This window comes from Burkholderia sp. AU6039, from assembly GCF_002223365.1.
In the GTDB taxonomy this organism is placed as follows: domain Bacteria; phylum Pseudomonadota; class Gammaproteobacteria; order Burkholderiales; family Burkholderiaceae; genus Burkholderia.
In genome coordinates this window covers 308627-324024 of sequence record NZ_NKFK01000006.1, presented here as the reverse complement: position 1 = coordinate 324024, position 15398 = coordinate 308627, and the positions used below count along the sequence as shown (strand labels likewise).

12 protein-coding genes are annotated in these 15398 nt (G+C 65.0%); 9 read left to right on the top strand and 3 right to left on the bottom strand.

What is annotated here, in order from left to right:
- Positions 1 to 92 precede the first annotated feature (92 nt).
- The 7 genes from CFB39_RS31805 to CFB39_RS31775 all read left to right on the top strand — a co-directional run bounded on the left by CFB39_RS31805 (position 93) and on the right by CFB39_RS31775 (position 8503).
- Entirely contained in the window at positions 93 to 1844 is a 1752-nt protein-coding gene (locus CFB39_RS31805; RefSeq protein ID WP_069252773.1) for an IlvD/Edd family dehydratase, read from the top strand.
- Positions 1845 to 1947: 103 nt separating this feature from the next.
- Positions 1948 to 2877 (top strand): dihydrodipicolinate synthase family protein, encoded by a 930-nt coding sequence (locus tag CFB39_RS31800; RefSeq protein WP_089475920.1) that lies wholly within the window; start codon positions 1948 to 1950, stop codon positions 2875 to 2877.
- 36 nt (positions 2878 to 2913) lie between these two features.
- Positions 2914 to 3843 carry a Gfo/Idh/MocA family protein gene (locus CFB39_RS31795; protein WP_089475919.1) on the top strand — a complete coding sequence of 310 codons (930 nt, stop codon included), beginning with the start codon at positions 2914 to 2916 and terminating at the stop codon, positions 3841 to 3843.
- Between the two features lie 74 nt (positions 3844 to 3917).
- The gene (locus CFB39_RS31790) at positions 3918 to 4931 is read left to right on the top strand and encodes an arabinose ABC transporter substrate-binding protein (RefSeq protein WP_089475918.1); all 1014 of its coding nucleotides are present in this window, start codon (positions 3918 to 3920) and stop codon (positions 4929 to 4931) included.
- Positions 4932 to 4951: 20 nt separating this feature from the next.
- Entirely contained in the window at positions 4952 to 6496 is a 1545-nt protein-coding gene (gene araG / locus CFB39_RS31785) for an L-arabinose ABC transporter ATP-binding protein AraG (protein ID WP_089475917.1), read from the top strand.
- Positions 6497 to 6528: 32 nt separating this feature from the next.
- On the top strand, positions 6529 to 7548 hold the full coding sequence (araH, locus tag CFB39_RS31780; protein WP_089475916.1) for an L-arabinose ABC transporter permease AraH: 1020 nt from the start codon (positions 6529 to 6531) through the stop codon (positions 7546 to 7548).
- A gap of 52 nt (positions 7549 to 7600) precedes the next feature.
- Positions 7601 to 8503, top strand: a complete 903-nt coding sequence (locus tag CFB39_RS31775) for an SMP-30/gluconolactonase/LRE family protein (RefSeq protein ID WP_089475915.1) — start codon at positions 7601 to 7603, stop codon at positions 8501 to 8503.
- Positions 8504 to 8610: 107 nt separating this feature from the next.
- On the opposite strand, the gene CFB39_RS31770 is transcribed toward CFB39_RS31775, so the two are convergent.
- The 3 genes from CFB39_RS31770 to CFB39_RS31760 are packed head-to-tail and all read right to left on the bottom strand — an operon-like array spanning position 8611 to position 13609.
- Positions 8611 to 9519 carry a hypothetical protein gene (locus CFB39_RS31770; protein ID WP_256991495.1) on the bottom strand — a complete coding sequence of 303 codons (909 nt, stop codon included), beginning with the start codon at positions 9517 to 9519 and terminating at the stop codon, positions 8611 to 8613.
- Positions 9485 to 13339: a type VI secretion system Vgr family protein gene (locus CFB39_RS31765; protein WP_089475913.1), complete on the bottom strand. Its 3855-nt coding sequence runs from the start codon at positions 13337 to 13339 to the stop codon at positions 9485 to 9487. Before CFB39_RS31765 ends, CFB39_RS31770 begins: the two co-directional genes overlap by 35 nt.
- Positions 13340 to 13609, bottom strand: coding sequence for a PAAR domain-containing protein (locus CFB39_RS31760; protein WP_089475912.1), 270 nt, complete (start codon positions 13607 to 13609; stop codon positions 13340 to 13342).
- Positions 13610 to 13840: 231 nt separating this feature from the next.
- Between CFB39_RS31760 and CFB39_RS31755 the strand changes: the two genes are divergently transcribed.
- Entirely contained in the window at positions 13841 to 14344 is a 504-nt protein-coding gene (locus tag CFB39_RS31755) for a MarR family winged helix-turn-helix transcriptional regulator (protein ID WP_089475911.1), read from the top strand.
- A 221-nt stretch (positions 14345 to 14565) separates the two neighbouring features.
- The gene (locus CFB39_RS31750) at positions 14566 to 15396 is read left to right on the top strand and encodes a p-hydroxycinnamoyl CoA hydratase/lyase (RefSeq protein ID WP_089475910.1); all 831 of its coding nucleotides are present in this window, start codon (positions 14566 to 14568) and stop codon (positions 15394 to 15396) included.
- Positions 15397 to 15398 lie beyond the last annotated feature (2 nt).

Sequence of the window (15398 nt, the reverse complement as noted above, 5' to 3'; positions counted from 1 at the left end):
GGAATCGATATCGTAATCGCCAAAAACGTCATTAGCCAGTTATCAAAATTCTGCCTAGACTGCGCCGGTATCCCGTCACCACAGGACTGACGATGTCGGCAACGAAACCCAGGCTGCGCTCCACCCAATGGTTCGGCACGAACGACAAGAACGGCTTCATGTACCGGAGCTGGATGAAGAACCAGGGCATCCCCGATCACGAGTTCGACGGCCGGCCGATCATCGGCATCTGCAATACGTGGTCCGAACTGACGCCATGCAATGCGCACTTCCGCAAGCTCGCCGAGCACGTGAAGCGCGGGATCTCCGAGGCCGGCGGCTTCCCGGTCGAGTTCCCGGTGTTCTCGAACGGCGAATCGAACCTGCGCCCGTCGGCGATGCTCACGCGCAACCTCGCGTCGATGGACGTCGAGGAGGCGATCCGCGGCAACCCGATCGACGCGGTCGTGCTGCTCGCCGGCTGTGACAAGACGACGCCCGCGCTGCTGATGGGCGCGGCGAGCTGCGACGTGCCGGCGATCGTCGTGTCGGGCGGGCCGATGCTGAACGGCAAGCTCGAAGGCAAGAACATCGGCTCCGGCACCGCCGTGTGGCAACTGCACGAAGCGCTGAAGGCCGGCGAGATCGATGTCCATCACTTCCTGTCGGCCGAAGCCGGGATGTCGCGTTCGGCCGGCACCTGCAACACGATGGGCACCGCGTCGACGATGGCGTGCATGGCCGAGGCGCTCGGCGTCGCGCTGCCGCACAACGCGGCGATTCCGGCCGTCGATTCGCGCCGCTACGTGCTCGCGCACATGTCCGGCATCCGCATCGTCGAGATGGCGCTCGAAGGGCTCGTGCTGTCGAAGATCCTCACGCGCGCGGCGTTCGAGAACGCGATCCGCGCGAACGCGGCGATCGGCGGCTCGACCAACGCGGTGATTCACCTGAAGGCGATCGCGGGCCGCATCGGCGTGCCGCTCGAACTGGAAGACTGGATGCGTATCGGCCGCGACACGCCGACGATCGTCGACCTGATGCCGTCGGGACGCTTCCTGATGGAAGAGTTCTATTACGCGGGCGGGCTGCCGGCGGTGCTGCGCCGGCTCGGCGAAGGCGGGCTGCTGCCGAACCCGGATGCGCTGACGGTGAACGGCAAGTCGCTGTGGGACAACGTGCGCGAAGCGCCGAACTACGACGACGAAGTGATCCGCCCGCTCGACCGGCCGCTGATCGCGGACGGCGGCATCCGCATCCTGCGCGGCAATCTCGCGCCGCGCGGCGCGGTGCTGAAGCCGTCGGCGGCGAGCCCCGAGCTGCTCAAGCATCGCGGCCGCGCGGTCGTGTTCGAGAACCTCGACCACTACAAGGCGACGATCAACGACGAGGCGCTCGACATCGACGCAAGCTCGGTGATGGTGCTGAAGAACTGCGGGCCGCGCGGGTATCCGGGGATGGCCGAGGTCGGCAACATGGGGTTGCCGCCGAAGCTGCTGCGTCAGGGCGTGAAGGACATGGTGCGGATTTCCGACGCACGGATGAGCGGCACCGCGTACGGCACGGTCGTGCTGCACGTCGCGCCGGAAGCCGCCGCCGGCGGCCCGCTCGCGGCCGTGCGCAACGGCGACTGGATCGAGCTCGACTGCGAGGCCGGCACGCTGCATCTCGATATTACGGATGACGAACTGCAGCGCCGCCTGTCGGACGTCGATCCGACCGCGGCGCCGGGCGTGGCCGGCCAGCTCGGCAAGGGCGGCTACGCGCGGCTGTACATCGATCACGTGCTGCAGGCCGACGAGGGGTGCGACCTCGACTTCCTGGTCGGCACGCGCGGCGCGGAAGTGCCGAGCCATTCGCATTGAGCGGCTGCGCGGCAGCCGGTTGCGGTCTTTCCCGGCCCGCGCAACGTGAAACCGTAAACGCATGACGGCCGGTCGTCACCGAGGCCGAAGCAGGACGCGAACCATGACATCGAGCAGCACGCCGCGCTATCGCGGCATCTTCCCCGTCGTTCCGACGACGTTTACCGATACGGGTGAACTCGACCTCGCGAGCCAGAAGCGCGCGGTCGATTTCATGATCGACGCGGGCTCGGACGGGCTGTGCATCCTCGCGAACTTCTCCGAGCAGTTCGCGATCACCGACGACGAACGCGACGTGCTCACGCGCACGATCCTCGAGCACGTCGCGGGCCGCGTGCCGGTGATCGTCACGACGTCGCATTACAGCACCCAGGTGTGCGCGGCGCGCAGCCTGCGCGCGCAGCAGCTCGGCGCGGCGATGGTGATGGCGATGCCGCCGTACCACGGCGCGACGTTCCGCGTGCCGGAAGCGCAGATCTTCGAGTTCTATGCGCGCGTGTCCGACGCGATCGCGATTCCGATCATGGTCCAGGACGCGCCCGCGAGCGGCACCGCGCTGTCGGCCTCGTTCCTCGCGCGGATGGCACGCGAGATCGAGCAGGTCGCGTACTTCAAGATCGAGACGCCGGGCGCCGCGAACAAGCTGCGCGAGCTGATCCGGCTCGGCGGCGATGCAATCGAGGGGCCGTGGGACGGCGAGGAGGCGATCACGCTACTCGCCGACCTGCACGCGGGCGCGACCGGCGCGATGACGGGCGGCGGGTTTCCGGACGGCATCCGGCCGATCCTCGAAGCGTGGCGCGAAGGGCGCCATGACGACGCCTACGCGCGCTACCAGGCCTGGTTGCCGCTGATCAACCACGAGAACCGCCAGTCCGGGATCCTCACCGCGAAGGCGCTGATGTGCGCAGGCGGCGTGATCGCGTGCGAGCGGCCGCGGCACCCGATGCCGGAACTGCATCCGGACACGCGCGCGGAACTGCTCGCGATCGCGCGCCGGCTCGATCCGCTCGTGCTGCGCTGGGCGCACTGAACGGTCACCGAACGATTCGCGAAGGAGGCATGCACGATGAGTGATCAGGTTTCGCTGGGGGTCGTCGGCATCGGCAAGATTGCGCGCGACCAGCATCTTCCGGCGATCGACGCCGAACCGGGTTTCAAGCTGACCGCGTGCGCGAGCCGTCACGCGGAAGTCGCCGGCGTGCGCAACTATCGCGACCTGCGCGCGCTGCTGGCCGCCGAGCGCGAGCTCGACGCCGTGTCGCTGTGCGCGCCGCCGCAGGTGCGCTATGCGCAGGCGCGCGCCGCGCTCGAAGCCGGCAAGCACGTGATGCTCGAGAAGCCGCCGGGCGCGACGCTCGGCGAAGTGGCCGTGCTGGAAGCGCTCGCGCGCGAGCGCAGCCTCACGCTGTTCGCGACCTGGCATTCGCGCTGCGCGAGTGCGGTGGAGCCCGCCCGCGCCTGGCTCGCGACGCGCGCGATCCGTGCGGTGCAGTTGCGCTGGAAGGAAGACGTGCGGCGCTGGCATCCGGGGCAGCAATGGATCTGGGAGCCGGGCGGCCTCGGCGTGTTCGACCCGGGCATCAACGCGCTGTCGATCGTCACGCGCATCCTGCCGCGCGAGCTCGTGCTGCGCGAGGCGACGCTCATCGTGCCGAGCGACGTGCAGACGCCGATCGCCGCCGAGCTCGATTGCGCGGATACCGACGGCGTGCCGGTGCGCGCGGAATTCGACTGGCGGCACGGCCCGGTCGAGCAATGGGAGATCGCGGTCGACACGGCCGACGGCGTGCTCGCGATCAGCCGCGGCGGCGCGCAGCTGTCGATCGCGGGTGAGCCGGTCGAGCTCGGGCCCGAACGCGAGTATCCGGCGCTGTATGCGCACTTCCATGCGCTGATCGCGCGTGGCGAAAGCGACGTCGACGTGCGGCCGCTGCGGCTCGTCGCCGATGCGTTCCTGTTCGGCCGGCGCGTACAGACCGACGCGTTCGGCCGCTGATCACGCGGGCGCGCCGCGGCGCGATCGCACACGACGAATCATTACGGCACAAGCCGATATCAAGGAGACACCGCATGAACCGCACGACTCACACGATCCGCCGCCATACCCTGCGCGCGCTGCTCGCCGCGCTTTGCATTGCACCGCTCGGCATGCAGGGCGCCGCGCGCGCCGACGCGCCGCTGAAGATCGGCTTCCTGGTGAAGATGCCCGAGCAGGCGTGGTTTATCAACGAGCAGAACGCGGCGTCCGCGCTCGGCCAGAAGGAGAATTTCTCGGTCGTGAAGATCGGCACGCCCGACGGCGAGAAGGTGCTGGCCGCGATCGACAACCTCGGGTCGCAGGGCGCGCAGGGCTTCGTGATCTGCGCGCCGGACGTGCGCCTCGGCCCGGCGATCGCCGCGCGTGCGAAGCGCTACAACATGAAGTTCGTGACCGTCGACGACCAGCTCGTCGATTCGACCGGCAAGCCGCTGCCGAACGTGCCGCACCTCGGGATGTCGGCGACCAAGATCGGCAACCAGGTCGGCCAGGCCATTGGCGACGAGATGAAGCGGCGCGGCTGGAAGCCCGAGGAAGTCGGCGCGTTGCGGATCACGAACTACGAGCTGCCGACCGCGAAGCTGCGCACCGACGGCGCGACCCAGGCGCTGCTCGCGAGCGGGTTCCGCAAGGAGAACGTCTTCGACGCGCCGCAGAAGACGACCGACGACGAAGGCGGCTTCAGCGCGGCCGCGCCGGTGCTCGCGCGCCATCCGAACGTGAAGAAGTGGGTGGTCTACGCGCTGAACGAGGAGACCGTACTCGGCGCGGTGCGTGCGACCGAGCAGCTGCACATCCCGGCGGCCGACGTGATCGGCGTGGGCATCAACGGCGCGGGCGAGGCGTTCGCCGAATTCCAGAAGAAGGAGCCGACCGGCTTCTACGGGACGATCGCCGTCAGCTCGACGAACCACGGCAAGGACAGCACGCAGAACCTCGTCGAATGGATTCGCGACGGCAAGACGCCGCCGGCCGACACGCAGACGAGCGGCAAGCTGATGACGCGTGCGAACTGGCAGGCCGTGCGCGCCGAGCTCGGCATCTGAGCGCACGAGGCGAGAACGCGATGACGACGCAGACGATGACGGCCGTATCCGGCAACGATGTCGCCGAGACGCCGCCGGGCGGCCCGCTGCTCGCGCTCGACGGCATCACGGTGACGTTCCCGGGCGTGCGCGCGCTCGACGCCGTGTCGCTGTCGGTGCGCGCGGGCGAAGTGCACGGGCTGATGGGCGAGAACGGCGCGGGGAAGTCGACGCTGCTGAAGGTGCTGTCCGGCGTGAACCAGCCGCAGGCCGGCACGCTGACGCTGAACGGCACGGTGCAGCGCTTCGCGTCGACGCGCGCGGCGCTGGAGGCCGGCATCGCGATCATCTACCAGGAGCTGCATCTGGTGCCCGAGCTGACGGTTGCGGAGAACCTGATGCTCGGGCAACTGCCGAGCCGGCTCGGCGTGGTCGACGAGCGCACGCTCGCCGCGCGCGCGCTCGATGCGCTGGAGCGGCTCGGCGAGCACATCGATCCGGGCATTCCGGTGAAGTACCTGTCGATCGGCCAGCGCCAGATGATCGAGATCGGCAAGGCGCTGATGCGCGACGCGCGCGTGATCGCGTTCGACGAGCCGACGAGTTCGCTGTCCGCGCGCGAAACCACGCAACTGTTCCGGATCATCCGCGCGCTGCGCGCGGAAGGCCGCGCGATCATCTACGTCACGCACCGGATGGAGGAAGTGTACGAACTGTGCGACCGCGTGACGGTGTTCCGCGACGGCCGCCGCATCGACACGTTCGATTCCGTCACCGATCTCGACCGCGACCGGCTGATCGGCTGCATGGTCGGTCGCTCGATCGAGGACGTGTACGGCTACCGGCCGCGCCCGGCCGGCGACGTGCTGATCGAGGCGAAGGGGCTGGCGGGGCCCGGGTTGTCCGAGCCGGTGTCGTTCACCGCGCGGCGCGGCGAGATCGTCGGTTTCTTCGGGCTCGTCGGCGCAGGCCGCTCGGAGCTGATGAAGCTGCTGTACGGTGCCGCGCGCCCGAGCGCGGGGCACGTCGAGCTGAACGGGAAGCGGGTCGCGTTCGGCAGCCCGCGCGACGCGGTGCGCGCCGGTCTCGCGCTGTGCCCGGAAGACCGCAAGCAGGAGGGCATCGTCGCGATCGCGTCGGTGGCCGACAACCTGAACATCAGCGCGCGCCGGCATTTCAGCCCGGCGCGGGTGCTGCTCGACGGGCGGCGTGAACGCGAACTCGCGCAACGCTACATCGAGCGGCTCGCGATCAAGACTCGCGACGGCGACACGCCGATCGGCGCGCTGTCCGGCGGCAACCAGCAGAAGGTCGTGCTCGCGCGCTGGCTGGCCGAGCGCATCGACGTGTTCCTGATGGACGAGCCGACGCGCGGCATCGACGTCGGCGCGCGCGCGGAAATCTACAACCTGTTCTATGAACTCGCGGAAGCGGGCCGCACGGTGATCCTCGTGTCGAGCGACCTGGCCGAGGTGATCGGCGTGTCGGACCGGATCATCGTGATGAAGCAAGGACGGATCGCGGGCGAGGTCGCGAAGGCGCAGGCGACGCCCGACGCGCTGATCAAGCTCGCGCTGCCGCGCTAGCGCCCCGCAACGATCAACCGGATGCAAACGACATGAGCCAGGCAATGCAACCCCAACGCACTTCCCCGTCCCCCGATGCCGCCGTCGCACCTGCGCGAGCGCGCGGCGGCGTGTGGCAGCTGATCAACCGCTCCGGCATCGTGATGGTGTTTCTCGTGCTGTTCGCGACGCTGTCGCTGACCGTGCCGGACTTCCTCACGCCGCGCAACATCCAGGGCCTGCTGTTGTCGGTCACGCTGATCGGCTCGATCGCGGTGACGATGATGTTCGTGCTCGCGCTCGGCGAGGTCGACCTGTCGGTCGCGTCGATCGTCGCGTTCTCGGGCGTCGTCGCGTCGACGCTGATCACCGCGACGCACAGCGTCGTGCTCGGCATCGCGGGCGGCGTGCTCGCGGGCGGGGCGGTCGGGCTCGTCAACGGCGTGCTGATCGCGCGCTGGCGGATCAACTCGCTGATCGTCACGCTCGCGATGATGGAAGTCGTGCGCGGGCTCGCGTTCATCACGTCGAACGGCGACGCGGTGATGATCTCCGAGGAACGCTTCTTCGATCTCGGCGGCGGCTCGTTCCTCGGCATCTCGTATCCGATCTGGAGCAACATCGTCGGCTTCGTCGTGTTCGGCTTCCTGCTGCGCAAGACGGTGTTCGGCAAGAACGTGCTCGCGGTGGGCGGCAACGGCGAGGCCGCGCTGCTCGCGGGGCTGCCGGTGATGCGCATCAAGATCACCGTGTTCGTGCTGCAGGGGCTCGTGACGGGTTTTGCCGGCGTGATGCTCGCGTCGCGGATGAGCCTCGGCGACCCGAAGACGTCGGTCGGGCTCGAGCTCGGCGTGATTTCCGCGTGCGTGCTGGGCGGCGTGTCGCTGACGGGCGGCGTCGCGACGATCTCCGGTGTGCTGGTCGGCGTGCTGATCATGGGCTCCGTCCAGGATGCGATGAGCCTGCTGAACGTGCCGACGTTTTACCAATATCTGATACGTGGCGGAATTCTGTTGCTCGCGGTGCTGTTCGACCAGTATCGTCGCAACCAGCGGCGCGCGATGAAGATCTGACCCTTGGCGAACGCGCGGCCGCCTGCATAAGCGACGAATATCGGGAGACGGCATGCAACAGATTCATCCGGCCGGGCAGGCGACGCTGCTGGCGGACACCCGCAACACGCTCGGCGAAGGTGCGACGTGGTGCGACAGGACGCACGCGCTGTATTGGGTGGATATCGAAGGTGCGCAACTGTGGCGCTGCCGTGCGGATGGCTCCGACCTCACGCCGTGGGCGATGCCCGAGCGGCTCGCGTGCTTCGCGCTCACGCGCGACCCGGACGTGCTGCTCGTCGGGCTCGCTACGCATCTCGCGTTCTTCAATCTGCGCAGCGGCGCGTTCACGCGGATCGTCGACGTCGAACCCGAGCTGCCGACGCGGCTGAACGACGGGCGCTGCGACGGTTCCGGCGCGTTCGTGTTCGGGATGAAGGACGAGGGTAGCGAGCCGCCGAAAGCGGTCGGCGGGTTCTACCGGCTCAATGCCGATCTCACGCTGGAGCGGCTCGCGTTGCCGCCGGCGGCGATCGCGAACAGCATCGGGTTTTCGCCGGATGGCACGAAGATGTACTTTTGCGATTCGCTGGTGCGCGAGATTTTCGTCTGCGATTACCGCGCGGGCGGCGATGTCGCGAACGTGCGGTCGTTTGCGCGCCTGACCGATCCCGACGGCGATCCGGACGGCTCGATCGTCGATCGCGACGGCGGCCTGTGGAACGCGCAGTGGGGTGGCCGGCGCGTGGTGCGCTACGGGCCGGACGGTGTCGAAACGGATCGCGTGGCTGTACCGACCGCGCAGCCGAGTTGCGCGGCGCTCGACGGTGAGGGTCGCCTCTACGTGACGAGCGCGCGCATCGGATTGAGCGACGATGCGCTGGCCGACGACCCGCATGCGGGCGGTGTGTTCGTCGCGCAGACGCGGCACACGGGGTTGCCGACGGCGCGGTTTGCGGGAACGCCCGCGGCCTGAATGGCCGGCGATGACGGGGGAAGTCCATCCATTCGCGGACAAGAATCCGGTTAGTTCGGGGGGATGTCTTGAACGCGATTTTGCTTATGGACTTCGGTCTTTCCGGCTCACGCTTGATCAGATTCCGGGTCGTCCTGCATCCACCATACCGGATGATCATGCGGCTCTCGCAACCACATCCAGCGACCCGGCACGTGCTCGGTGGGCCGCCGTTGTTCGCGTTCCTCCCAAGGCATCAACGTGCGGACCGTGGGGAATGCTCGCCCCTTGTAGACCACCAATGAGTGGCTGGAAACCGTGGAGAATCCCTCCCACAACCCGGTCTCGGGACACAGCATGCCAGTGCACAGGTTCATTTCGCCGTATTTCTGACGTTTCGCCTGCCGCTCTTCAAGGCGACGTTGCCTGCGTTCCTCGGGCGTCAAGATTTTGTATGTGCGGCGTATCTCGACTATCCACAGTCGCTGCGGAAATGATCCATCCATCGGATTGATGTAACCAAGATCGACATCGATTGGAAATTTGCTCCCGGGGATGTCTTTTGAGCGATAGCGAAAGGACTGCAAGTTGGGAGCATCGGGGGTGCGCGTCCTTATTTCATTCCCATATCGATGATTCCCTCGAGAGTTAACCCAATAGTCCTCTAACTGGAGAAGTGACTTTATTTCCGTGTCAGGCAGATTGGCAACCCTTGCGTCAACGACAATTCTTACCCCAGCCGGAACAATTTTCACCTTGTCGCGATCCTCACTGTAGTCTTCCGGATCGTCGCCAGTGGAAAATTCAATCTTCGTCCCGCGCAGCGCACGATTTTTGTATTTATAAAGAAACCCTTTTGCGGGAGGGTGCGTCCACGTCGTGTAGTTTGTCCCAAAGATAATATTCTTCGGATCGTATGGCGCATCATCGCGCAGGATCGACATTGCTGTTTTAAGGATGGCGCGCAGCGCGACGCGCTGCTCTTCGGCTGTCGTCTGCATTTCAAATCCCTCCCCCAACGGCGTTAAGTGAAGCATCGTATCCTCCTGTGCACGTACCGGGGTTGCGCACGAAAGCACGATCAGGGCGGTCCCAATAGGCTTGCACCACTTCCGCACACGCATAAGCATCTTCTTCATGTAACTGGCTCAGGTATCCCTCTTCGAATCTCACCATCTTGGCCGCCGTTTCTGGCGAAACTCTCAACAGCTTGCACACCTCGGCCTGTGCGATCGGCACATCGGGTTTCATATAGGTTCCGCCCGTCTGATTTTGCATGTGCGAAATCATCCAGTAATAGTGAAAAACCAACATGCGATGTAGCCCAGCCATTACCCGCGCGTCATCTGGGAGTCGCGTCTTCTCGGCTGTGAAAAAAACATCTTTGCGCATACTGTCGTCATACACTCGCATTGCCTGAGAGAACATCGCGTAATCGCTCGGATGTTGTTGAAGCAAGGCCATCATCCAGAATGTTTGCTGGCAATGTCGTGCCTCGTGATAAAGCAAATCCGCGAATGCCTTCAGCGTGCCATCCAAGGACGTCGCATTATTCGATGATTTAACGATTTTCGCGATTTCTCTCTCCTGGATACCTATTACCCAGTAGTTTCCAACAAATGATGCACTGACATCCGAGCGCATGTTGTATTTGGCAGCCCCTTCCGTTGCATTAACAATATCGATCTTGGGAGTCGCCCCATTTGACTTCATCGGGTCCCCTGAAGAACCACTTGGCAATCCAAACGGCCCCGCCGCAAGGGCGGTATTCAATACATTGCCAACCGCAAGCGCGATGCTTTCCTTTGCCTCATCCGATATCTCGCCGCTCAACGTATCGAACCTGCCCCACTCGATCCCGTTGAGTGCCTTCTTGATCGCTACCGCATAGGCCTTCGCCACCGGATACTCGACATCCCGGCGCACCGGCATGTCAGGAGGTGCATCACCCTGTTTAGCCCCGTCGATGAAGTGATGGAAGCGCAACCCGAAGTTCAGCGGATCGCAGGTCGCGAACGCGGCCGGCTGACGCTCGGACGTCGCTCCCTGTTCCGGGGTGCTGACCTTCTTGCCCTTGATCGTCGTGGTGCGTTTGTCGGCGTTCGGAGCTTGCGCGGTGTAGGGCGTCGTGTTGTCACGCACGACGGCCGCCCGGTTCACCGCAATCACCCTGTCCGGATCGCTCGCCGCCAGCAGTTCCACCGTGCCGAACGCGATGTCGTGGCTCGTCACGACTTCCGTTTCGCCCAGCTCGTTGCTTATGCCCTCGATCACGTGGCCGTTGTCGAGCGTGACCCGGTACGGCTGGTTCGGCAGCGCAAATCCGCTGTCATGCTCCAACAGCACGAAGTGCGCGGCATATTGCCCCGGATGGTCGGGTGTGACCGGCAGGCGCATGGGTCGCACCTGGCCTTCGTCTGTCTGATGACTGCCGGCATAGATCGTATGTTCGCCGGCCGTTCGCACCACATAACCTTGATCGCTGATGCGAACCTCCGTACTTCCTGCGTGCAGCACGATTTCGTCTGCCGCGTGCAAGTGGATGCTGTCGGTTGTACTCGTAATGTTGATGGTCTTTTTCGCGGTGAGGTCGACACCATCGGTCTGCGCTTCGATCCGCACTTTTCCTGCTGCTGCGACGAGCGCCATGCCGGCCTTGTGCACGAACAGCGAGAACGCATTCGACACGCTCGCGAACAGAGAACGCCCCACGGCAAGCCCGACATGCCGGCCGCTGGTTACGGCAACATCCTCGCCGCTCGCAATATGAGCGCTACGCTCAGCCGCCAGACTGAATCCGGCTGGTCCGGCCAGTACGATGTCCGCCTCTGTCAATTCCGGGAAATCGTCTGGGCCGGCAGGCGTATTGCCCCGAATCGCATCGTTGCGCGCCTTGATCGCCTTGGCCACATCGCTCTGATCCGCGGCGGGCTGTTGCACCTGATGTTGCTGCGCCAGGCCCGTGAGGCTCTCCTGTAGTTCGCGCGCCCGCGTGAGTCGGCCTATGGCCTCCTTGGCGTCCTTCGCATGACCCGGGCCGCCCGGTTGGCCGTCCGTCGATACAAACAAACCCTTCAACGCCCGAACGACGCCCCAATCGTCGGTGCGAAGATCGAAGCCTCTGCCGCGAGCATCGGCGCGCCCCGTCTTGCGCGTCATTCGCCGAAGGTTGCCGAGGCTCAGCATCGACGCGCCCGCGTCGCTGGCAAGCTGCGTCTGGATTTGTTCCCGCGTATCGTCAATGGCCAGATGGCCGGATGCCGTACCGTGGAGTTCACGGCCGCGAATCACCGATATCGCGTGATTGTGCGGTTGGTCCAGTGCAGGCTGGCGGAACGCGTTGACGACGCTCCCGATGATCACCGGCAAATCCGGGTCGCCGTAGTAGTGCGACACCGCCACTTCATGACCGATGCGCGGGATGAACGTCGCTCCCATGTCAACGCCTTGCCACGGCGACAGCACACGCAGCCAGATGCCCGAATTTTCGTCGTGCTGACCTTGCCGGTCCCATTGGAACTGTACTTTTACCCGACCGTATTGGTCCGTCCAGATTTCCTGCCCGGCGGGGCCGACGACGATTGCTTTCTCAGGTCCGCCCATAATGGGCTTGCGTACGCTGCGCTCCAGTCGAAACGGTTCGTTCGTCGGCAACAGTTCGAACTGCGCGTCGGCGCGATAGGTTTGCTCGTGACCGGTTCTCCCGGCGAGGTCCTCGATATCGAGCGTGCAGGACAGAACCACGTACTCGCGATTCGCAGCCTGCTGCGGATGGCCGATGAGCGTAAAGGTGTGACCAACCGTGAGGCCGCGCAGACTTCCTTTGCCGTTCACCCGTCGCCCGCCACAGCGCTGCGCCTCAAGCCGCACACGCGCGAAGTGCAGCGCCTCCCGCTCAGTATCGTTCGGCTGGCCCGTCAGCCCGTGCGCGCCGGCGAGCGGCTGACTGTAGTCTCCCCAGTCATAAATCTCGCCATCCGAGCTGGCCGTCGGACGAGGGTCTTCCACGGTAGTGTCCAGCCTCGCGCGTGGCCGCGTGTAGTCGTAATCCGTCACGCTCACGGATCCTGCCGTCAATCGACTGGTCACGGACAGCGTATGAATGTGTTCCTCGTCGATGCGCTGACCGCCGGGTGGCAGATAGCGCAAGGTCTCGTAAGCCTCGCCGTGCGGTTGGTGTCCGCCCATCGTGTCGCACAAGACCAGACGGTGATGGCCGTCATCATGTTCGAACCACCACCAGATGCCCCATTCCTCCCAGAGCCGTTGCAGGAACGCCCAGTCCGATTCAAACGCTTGTCGCTGGACGTCGCGTTTGGGATAGATGCCCCGAAAGGCGCCCAGCCGCTTGTCGACAGGGTAGGGATATTTCGACAGCACCGCGTCGGTGATTTCGACGACGGTCATATCCTGAAACAGCCGGCAATCCTGCGTCAGGGTCGCGCGATAGAGCCATGGCCGCAGTTCGAGTTCGTACAGGATCGCGTCACGATCCTGACCGGCAAGCCGTGCCACTTCGACCAATCCGGTGATCTCGCGCGTACCCGCCCCGATGTTGCCGCGCCCGGTGTTACCCGCCAGCCCCGGCATGAACCGACCTTTGCCTTCGAGCTGGATCGACACGGTGACTTCCGTGCCGACTATCTTGTCCAGATCGAGATCGGCCGTGCGGCTCGGCGAAATAGCATAGGCGTCGTCGGTGCGCAGTGTGACGAGGTAGCGGCATTCGTCGAGGCGGCCGATGGTTTCGGTGCCTTGCAGGCGCACCGGGATGAATACCGGCAGCGCATCCACGCCATAGGTCGGCAATGACGCACCCGCGATCGACAGCGTGCGAGCCTGAGCAAAAAGCGCCATTTACGCTGCCCCTGTCGTCCGCTGACCAATGATGGTCGCACCGCACCCGGTCTTGTCGCCGTGATAGCCCACGCGCCGGCCGTGATGGGTACGCGGGCCACTCGCCAGCAATGGGAAAATGCTACCGCATTTCGGATAACGAACGTCGTGGCCATCAAGAGCGACACCAATGCCAAGATGCTTCAGATTACTGGCAGCTTCAATGACGGTGCCGCCATGATCGGTGGCGTCTCCAAGTCGAACCATTTCGAGGCCTTGTGCGTTCTTCATCGATGACACGTTCGAGGAATGAGGCACTCTTTTACCTCGCATCAAAGCGCCGCACAATTTTCAAGATGGGATTGGGTAATTTTCAATATTTTAATTAGCAGATCGACTGATATTTTCGTACTTATATGAGCTCATTGTGAATGTGACCCGTGTCGAGATCGATGTCACGGCTATGCGATTCGCCTCCCGACGTGCTGGTAAGATGGCCCGCAATTCCATCCCGCCCGCACCATGAGTTCCGCACCGACCAAACCCGCGAATCCAAAGAACGCCGCGAAGAACACCGCCCGCGCGACCGGCGACAAGCCGAAGGCGCGCGTGCAGCAGCGCCTGACCTACGTGATCGGCGGTCTCGACCGGCTGCTGCGTCGCCACATGACCGACGCGCTCGCGCCGCTTGGCATCACGCTCGCGCAATACACGGCGCTGTCGGTGCTCGAGGCGCGCGGCGCATCGTCGAACGCGCAACTGGCCGAGCGCTCGTGGATCACGCCGCAATCGGCGAATGAAGTGATGAGCGTGATGGCCGCCCGTGGTTTCGTCACGCGTGAAGCCGACCCGTCGCATGGCCGCATCATCCTGCTGACGCTGACCGACGAAGGCGCGGCGATGCTGCGCGAATGCGAAGCCGTGCTGCGCCCGCTCGAGACGCGCATGCTCGGCGACGTCTCCGCGGACACAGCCGCGGACGTGCAGCGCGTGCTCGAACTGTTCTCGCGCAACCTGCGCGGCTGACCCCCTTCCGAACCTTCATCGCGCCGGCCCGTGCGGGCCGCGTTCGCGTTGCCGGTCGCCTGACCGTTCCCCGATTCCGTCGCCTCCTGCCGCTTTCCGCTCCGGGTTTACACCGGCGCGCGTGCCGCTTGCAATATCAGGTAGCCTGATATTAAATGAAGCCGTCCGCAGCAGGAATGCTGCGCACCGAATCGCACTGGAAACGAACGACAGGAACCGACATGAGCAAGTACGACAACCGCTGGCAGACCGTTGAAGTGAAGGTGGAGGCCGGCATCGCGTGGGTGACGTTGAATCGCCCCGAGAAGCGCAACGCAATGAGCCCGACGCTGAACCGGGAGATGCTGGAAGTCCTCGACGCGGTCGAGTTCGACGACGAGGCGAAGGTGCTGGTGCTGACCGGCGCGGGCGCTGCATGGACCGCCGGCATGGACCTGAAGGAGTACTTCCGGGAGATCGACGGCGGCTCCGACGCGCTGCAGGAAAAAGTGCGCCGCGACGCATCGGAGTGGCAGTGGCGTCGACTGCGGATGTACAACAAGCCGACGATCGCGATGGTGAACGGCTGGTGCTTCGGCGGCGGTTTCTCGCCGCTCGTCGCGTGCGACCTCGCGATCGCGGCCGACGAAGCCGTGTTCGGGCTGTCGGAGATCAACTGGGGCATCCCGCCCGGCAACCTCGTCAGCAAGGCGATGGCCGATACGGTCGGGCACCGCCGCGCGCTGCACTACATCATGACCGGCGACACGTTCACCGGCGTGGAAGCCGCCGACATGGGCCTCGTGAACAGCAGCGTGCCGCTGGCCGAACTGCGTGAAGCGACGATCGCGCTCGCGGCCCGCTTGATGGACAAGAACCCGGTCGTGCTGCGCGCGGCGAAGCACGGCTTCAAGCGCGCGCGCGAACTCACGTGGGAACAGTGCGAGGATTACCTGTATGCAAAGCTCGACCAGGCGCAGCTGCGTGACCCGGAGCGCGGCCGCGAGCAGGGCCTGAAGCAGTTCCTCGACGACAAGACGATCAAGCCGGGCCTGCAGGCATACAAGCGCTGATA

What these genes read in the sequence shown, in the direction of transcription:
- CFB39_RS31800 (WP_089475920.1), top strand. Translation starts at nt 1,948, where the DNA reads ATGACATCGAGCAGCACGCCGCGCTATCGCGGCATCTTCCCCGTCGTT.
- CFB39_RS31795 (WP_089475919.1), top strand. Translation starts at nt 2,914, where the DNA reads ATGAGTGATCAGGTTTCGCTGGGGGTCGTCGGCATCGGCAAGATTGCG.
- CFB39_RS31775 (WP_089475915.1), top strand. Translation starts at nt 7,601, where the DNA reads ATGCAACAGATTCATCCGGCCGGGCAGGCGACGCTGCTGGCGGACACC.
- CFB39_RS31790 (WP_089475918.1), top strand. Translation starts at nt 3,918, where the DNA reads ATGAACCGCACGACTCACACGATCCGCCGCCATACCCTGCGCGCGCTG.
- CFB39_RS31805 (WP_069252773.1), top strand. Translation starts at nt 93, where the DNA reads ATGTCGGCAACGAAACCCAGGCTGCGCTCCACCCAATGGTTCGGCACG.
- CFB39_RS31765 (WP_089475913.1), bottom strand. Translation starts at nt 13,339, where the DNA reads ATGGCGCTTTTTGCTCAGGCTCGCACGCTGTCGATCGCGGGTGCGTCA.
- CFB39_RS31755 (WP_089475911.1), top strand. Translation starts at nt 13,841, where the DNA reads ATGAGTTCCGCACCGACCAAACCCGCGAATCCAAAGAACGCCGCGAAG.
- araH (WP_089475916.1), top strand. Translation starts at nt 6,529, where the DNA reads ATGAGCCAGGCAATGCAACCCCAACGCACTTCCCCGTCCCCCGATGCC.
- araG (WP_089475917.1), top strand. Translation starts at nt 4,952, where the DNA reads ATGACGACGCAGACGATGACGGCCGTATCCGGCAACGATGTCGCCGAG.
- CFB39_RS31760 (WP_089475912.1), bottom strand. Translation starts at nt 13,609, where the DNA reads ATGAAGAACGCACAAGGCCTCGAAATGGTTCGACTTGGAGACGCCACC.
- CFB39_RS31750 (WP_089475910.1), top strand. Translation starts at nt 14,566, where the DNA reads ATGAGCAAGTACGACAACCGCTGGCAGACCGTTGAAGTGAAGGTGGAG.
- CFB39_RS31770 (WP_256991495.1), bottom strand. Translation starts at nt 9,519, where the DNA reads ATGCTTCACTTAACGCCGTTGGGGGAGGGATTTGAAATGCAGACGACA.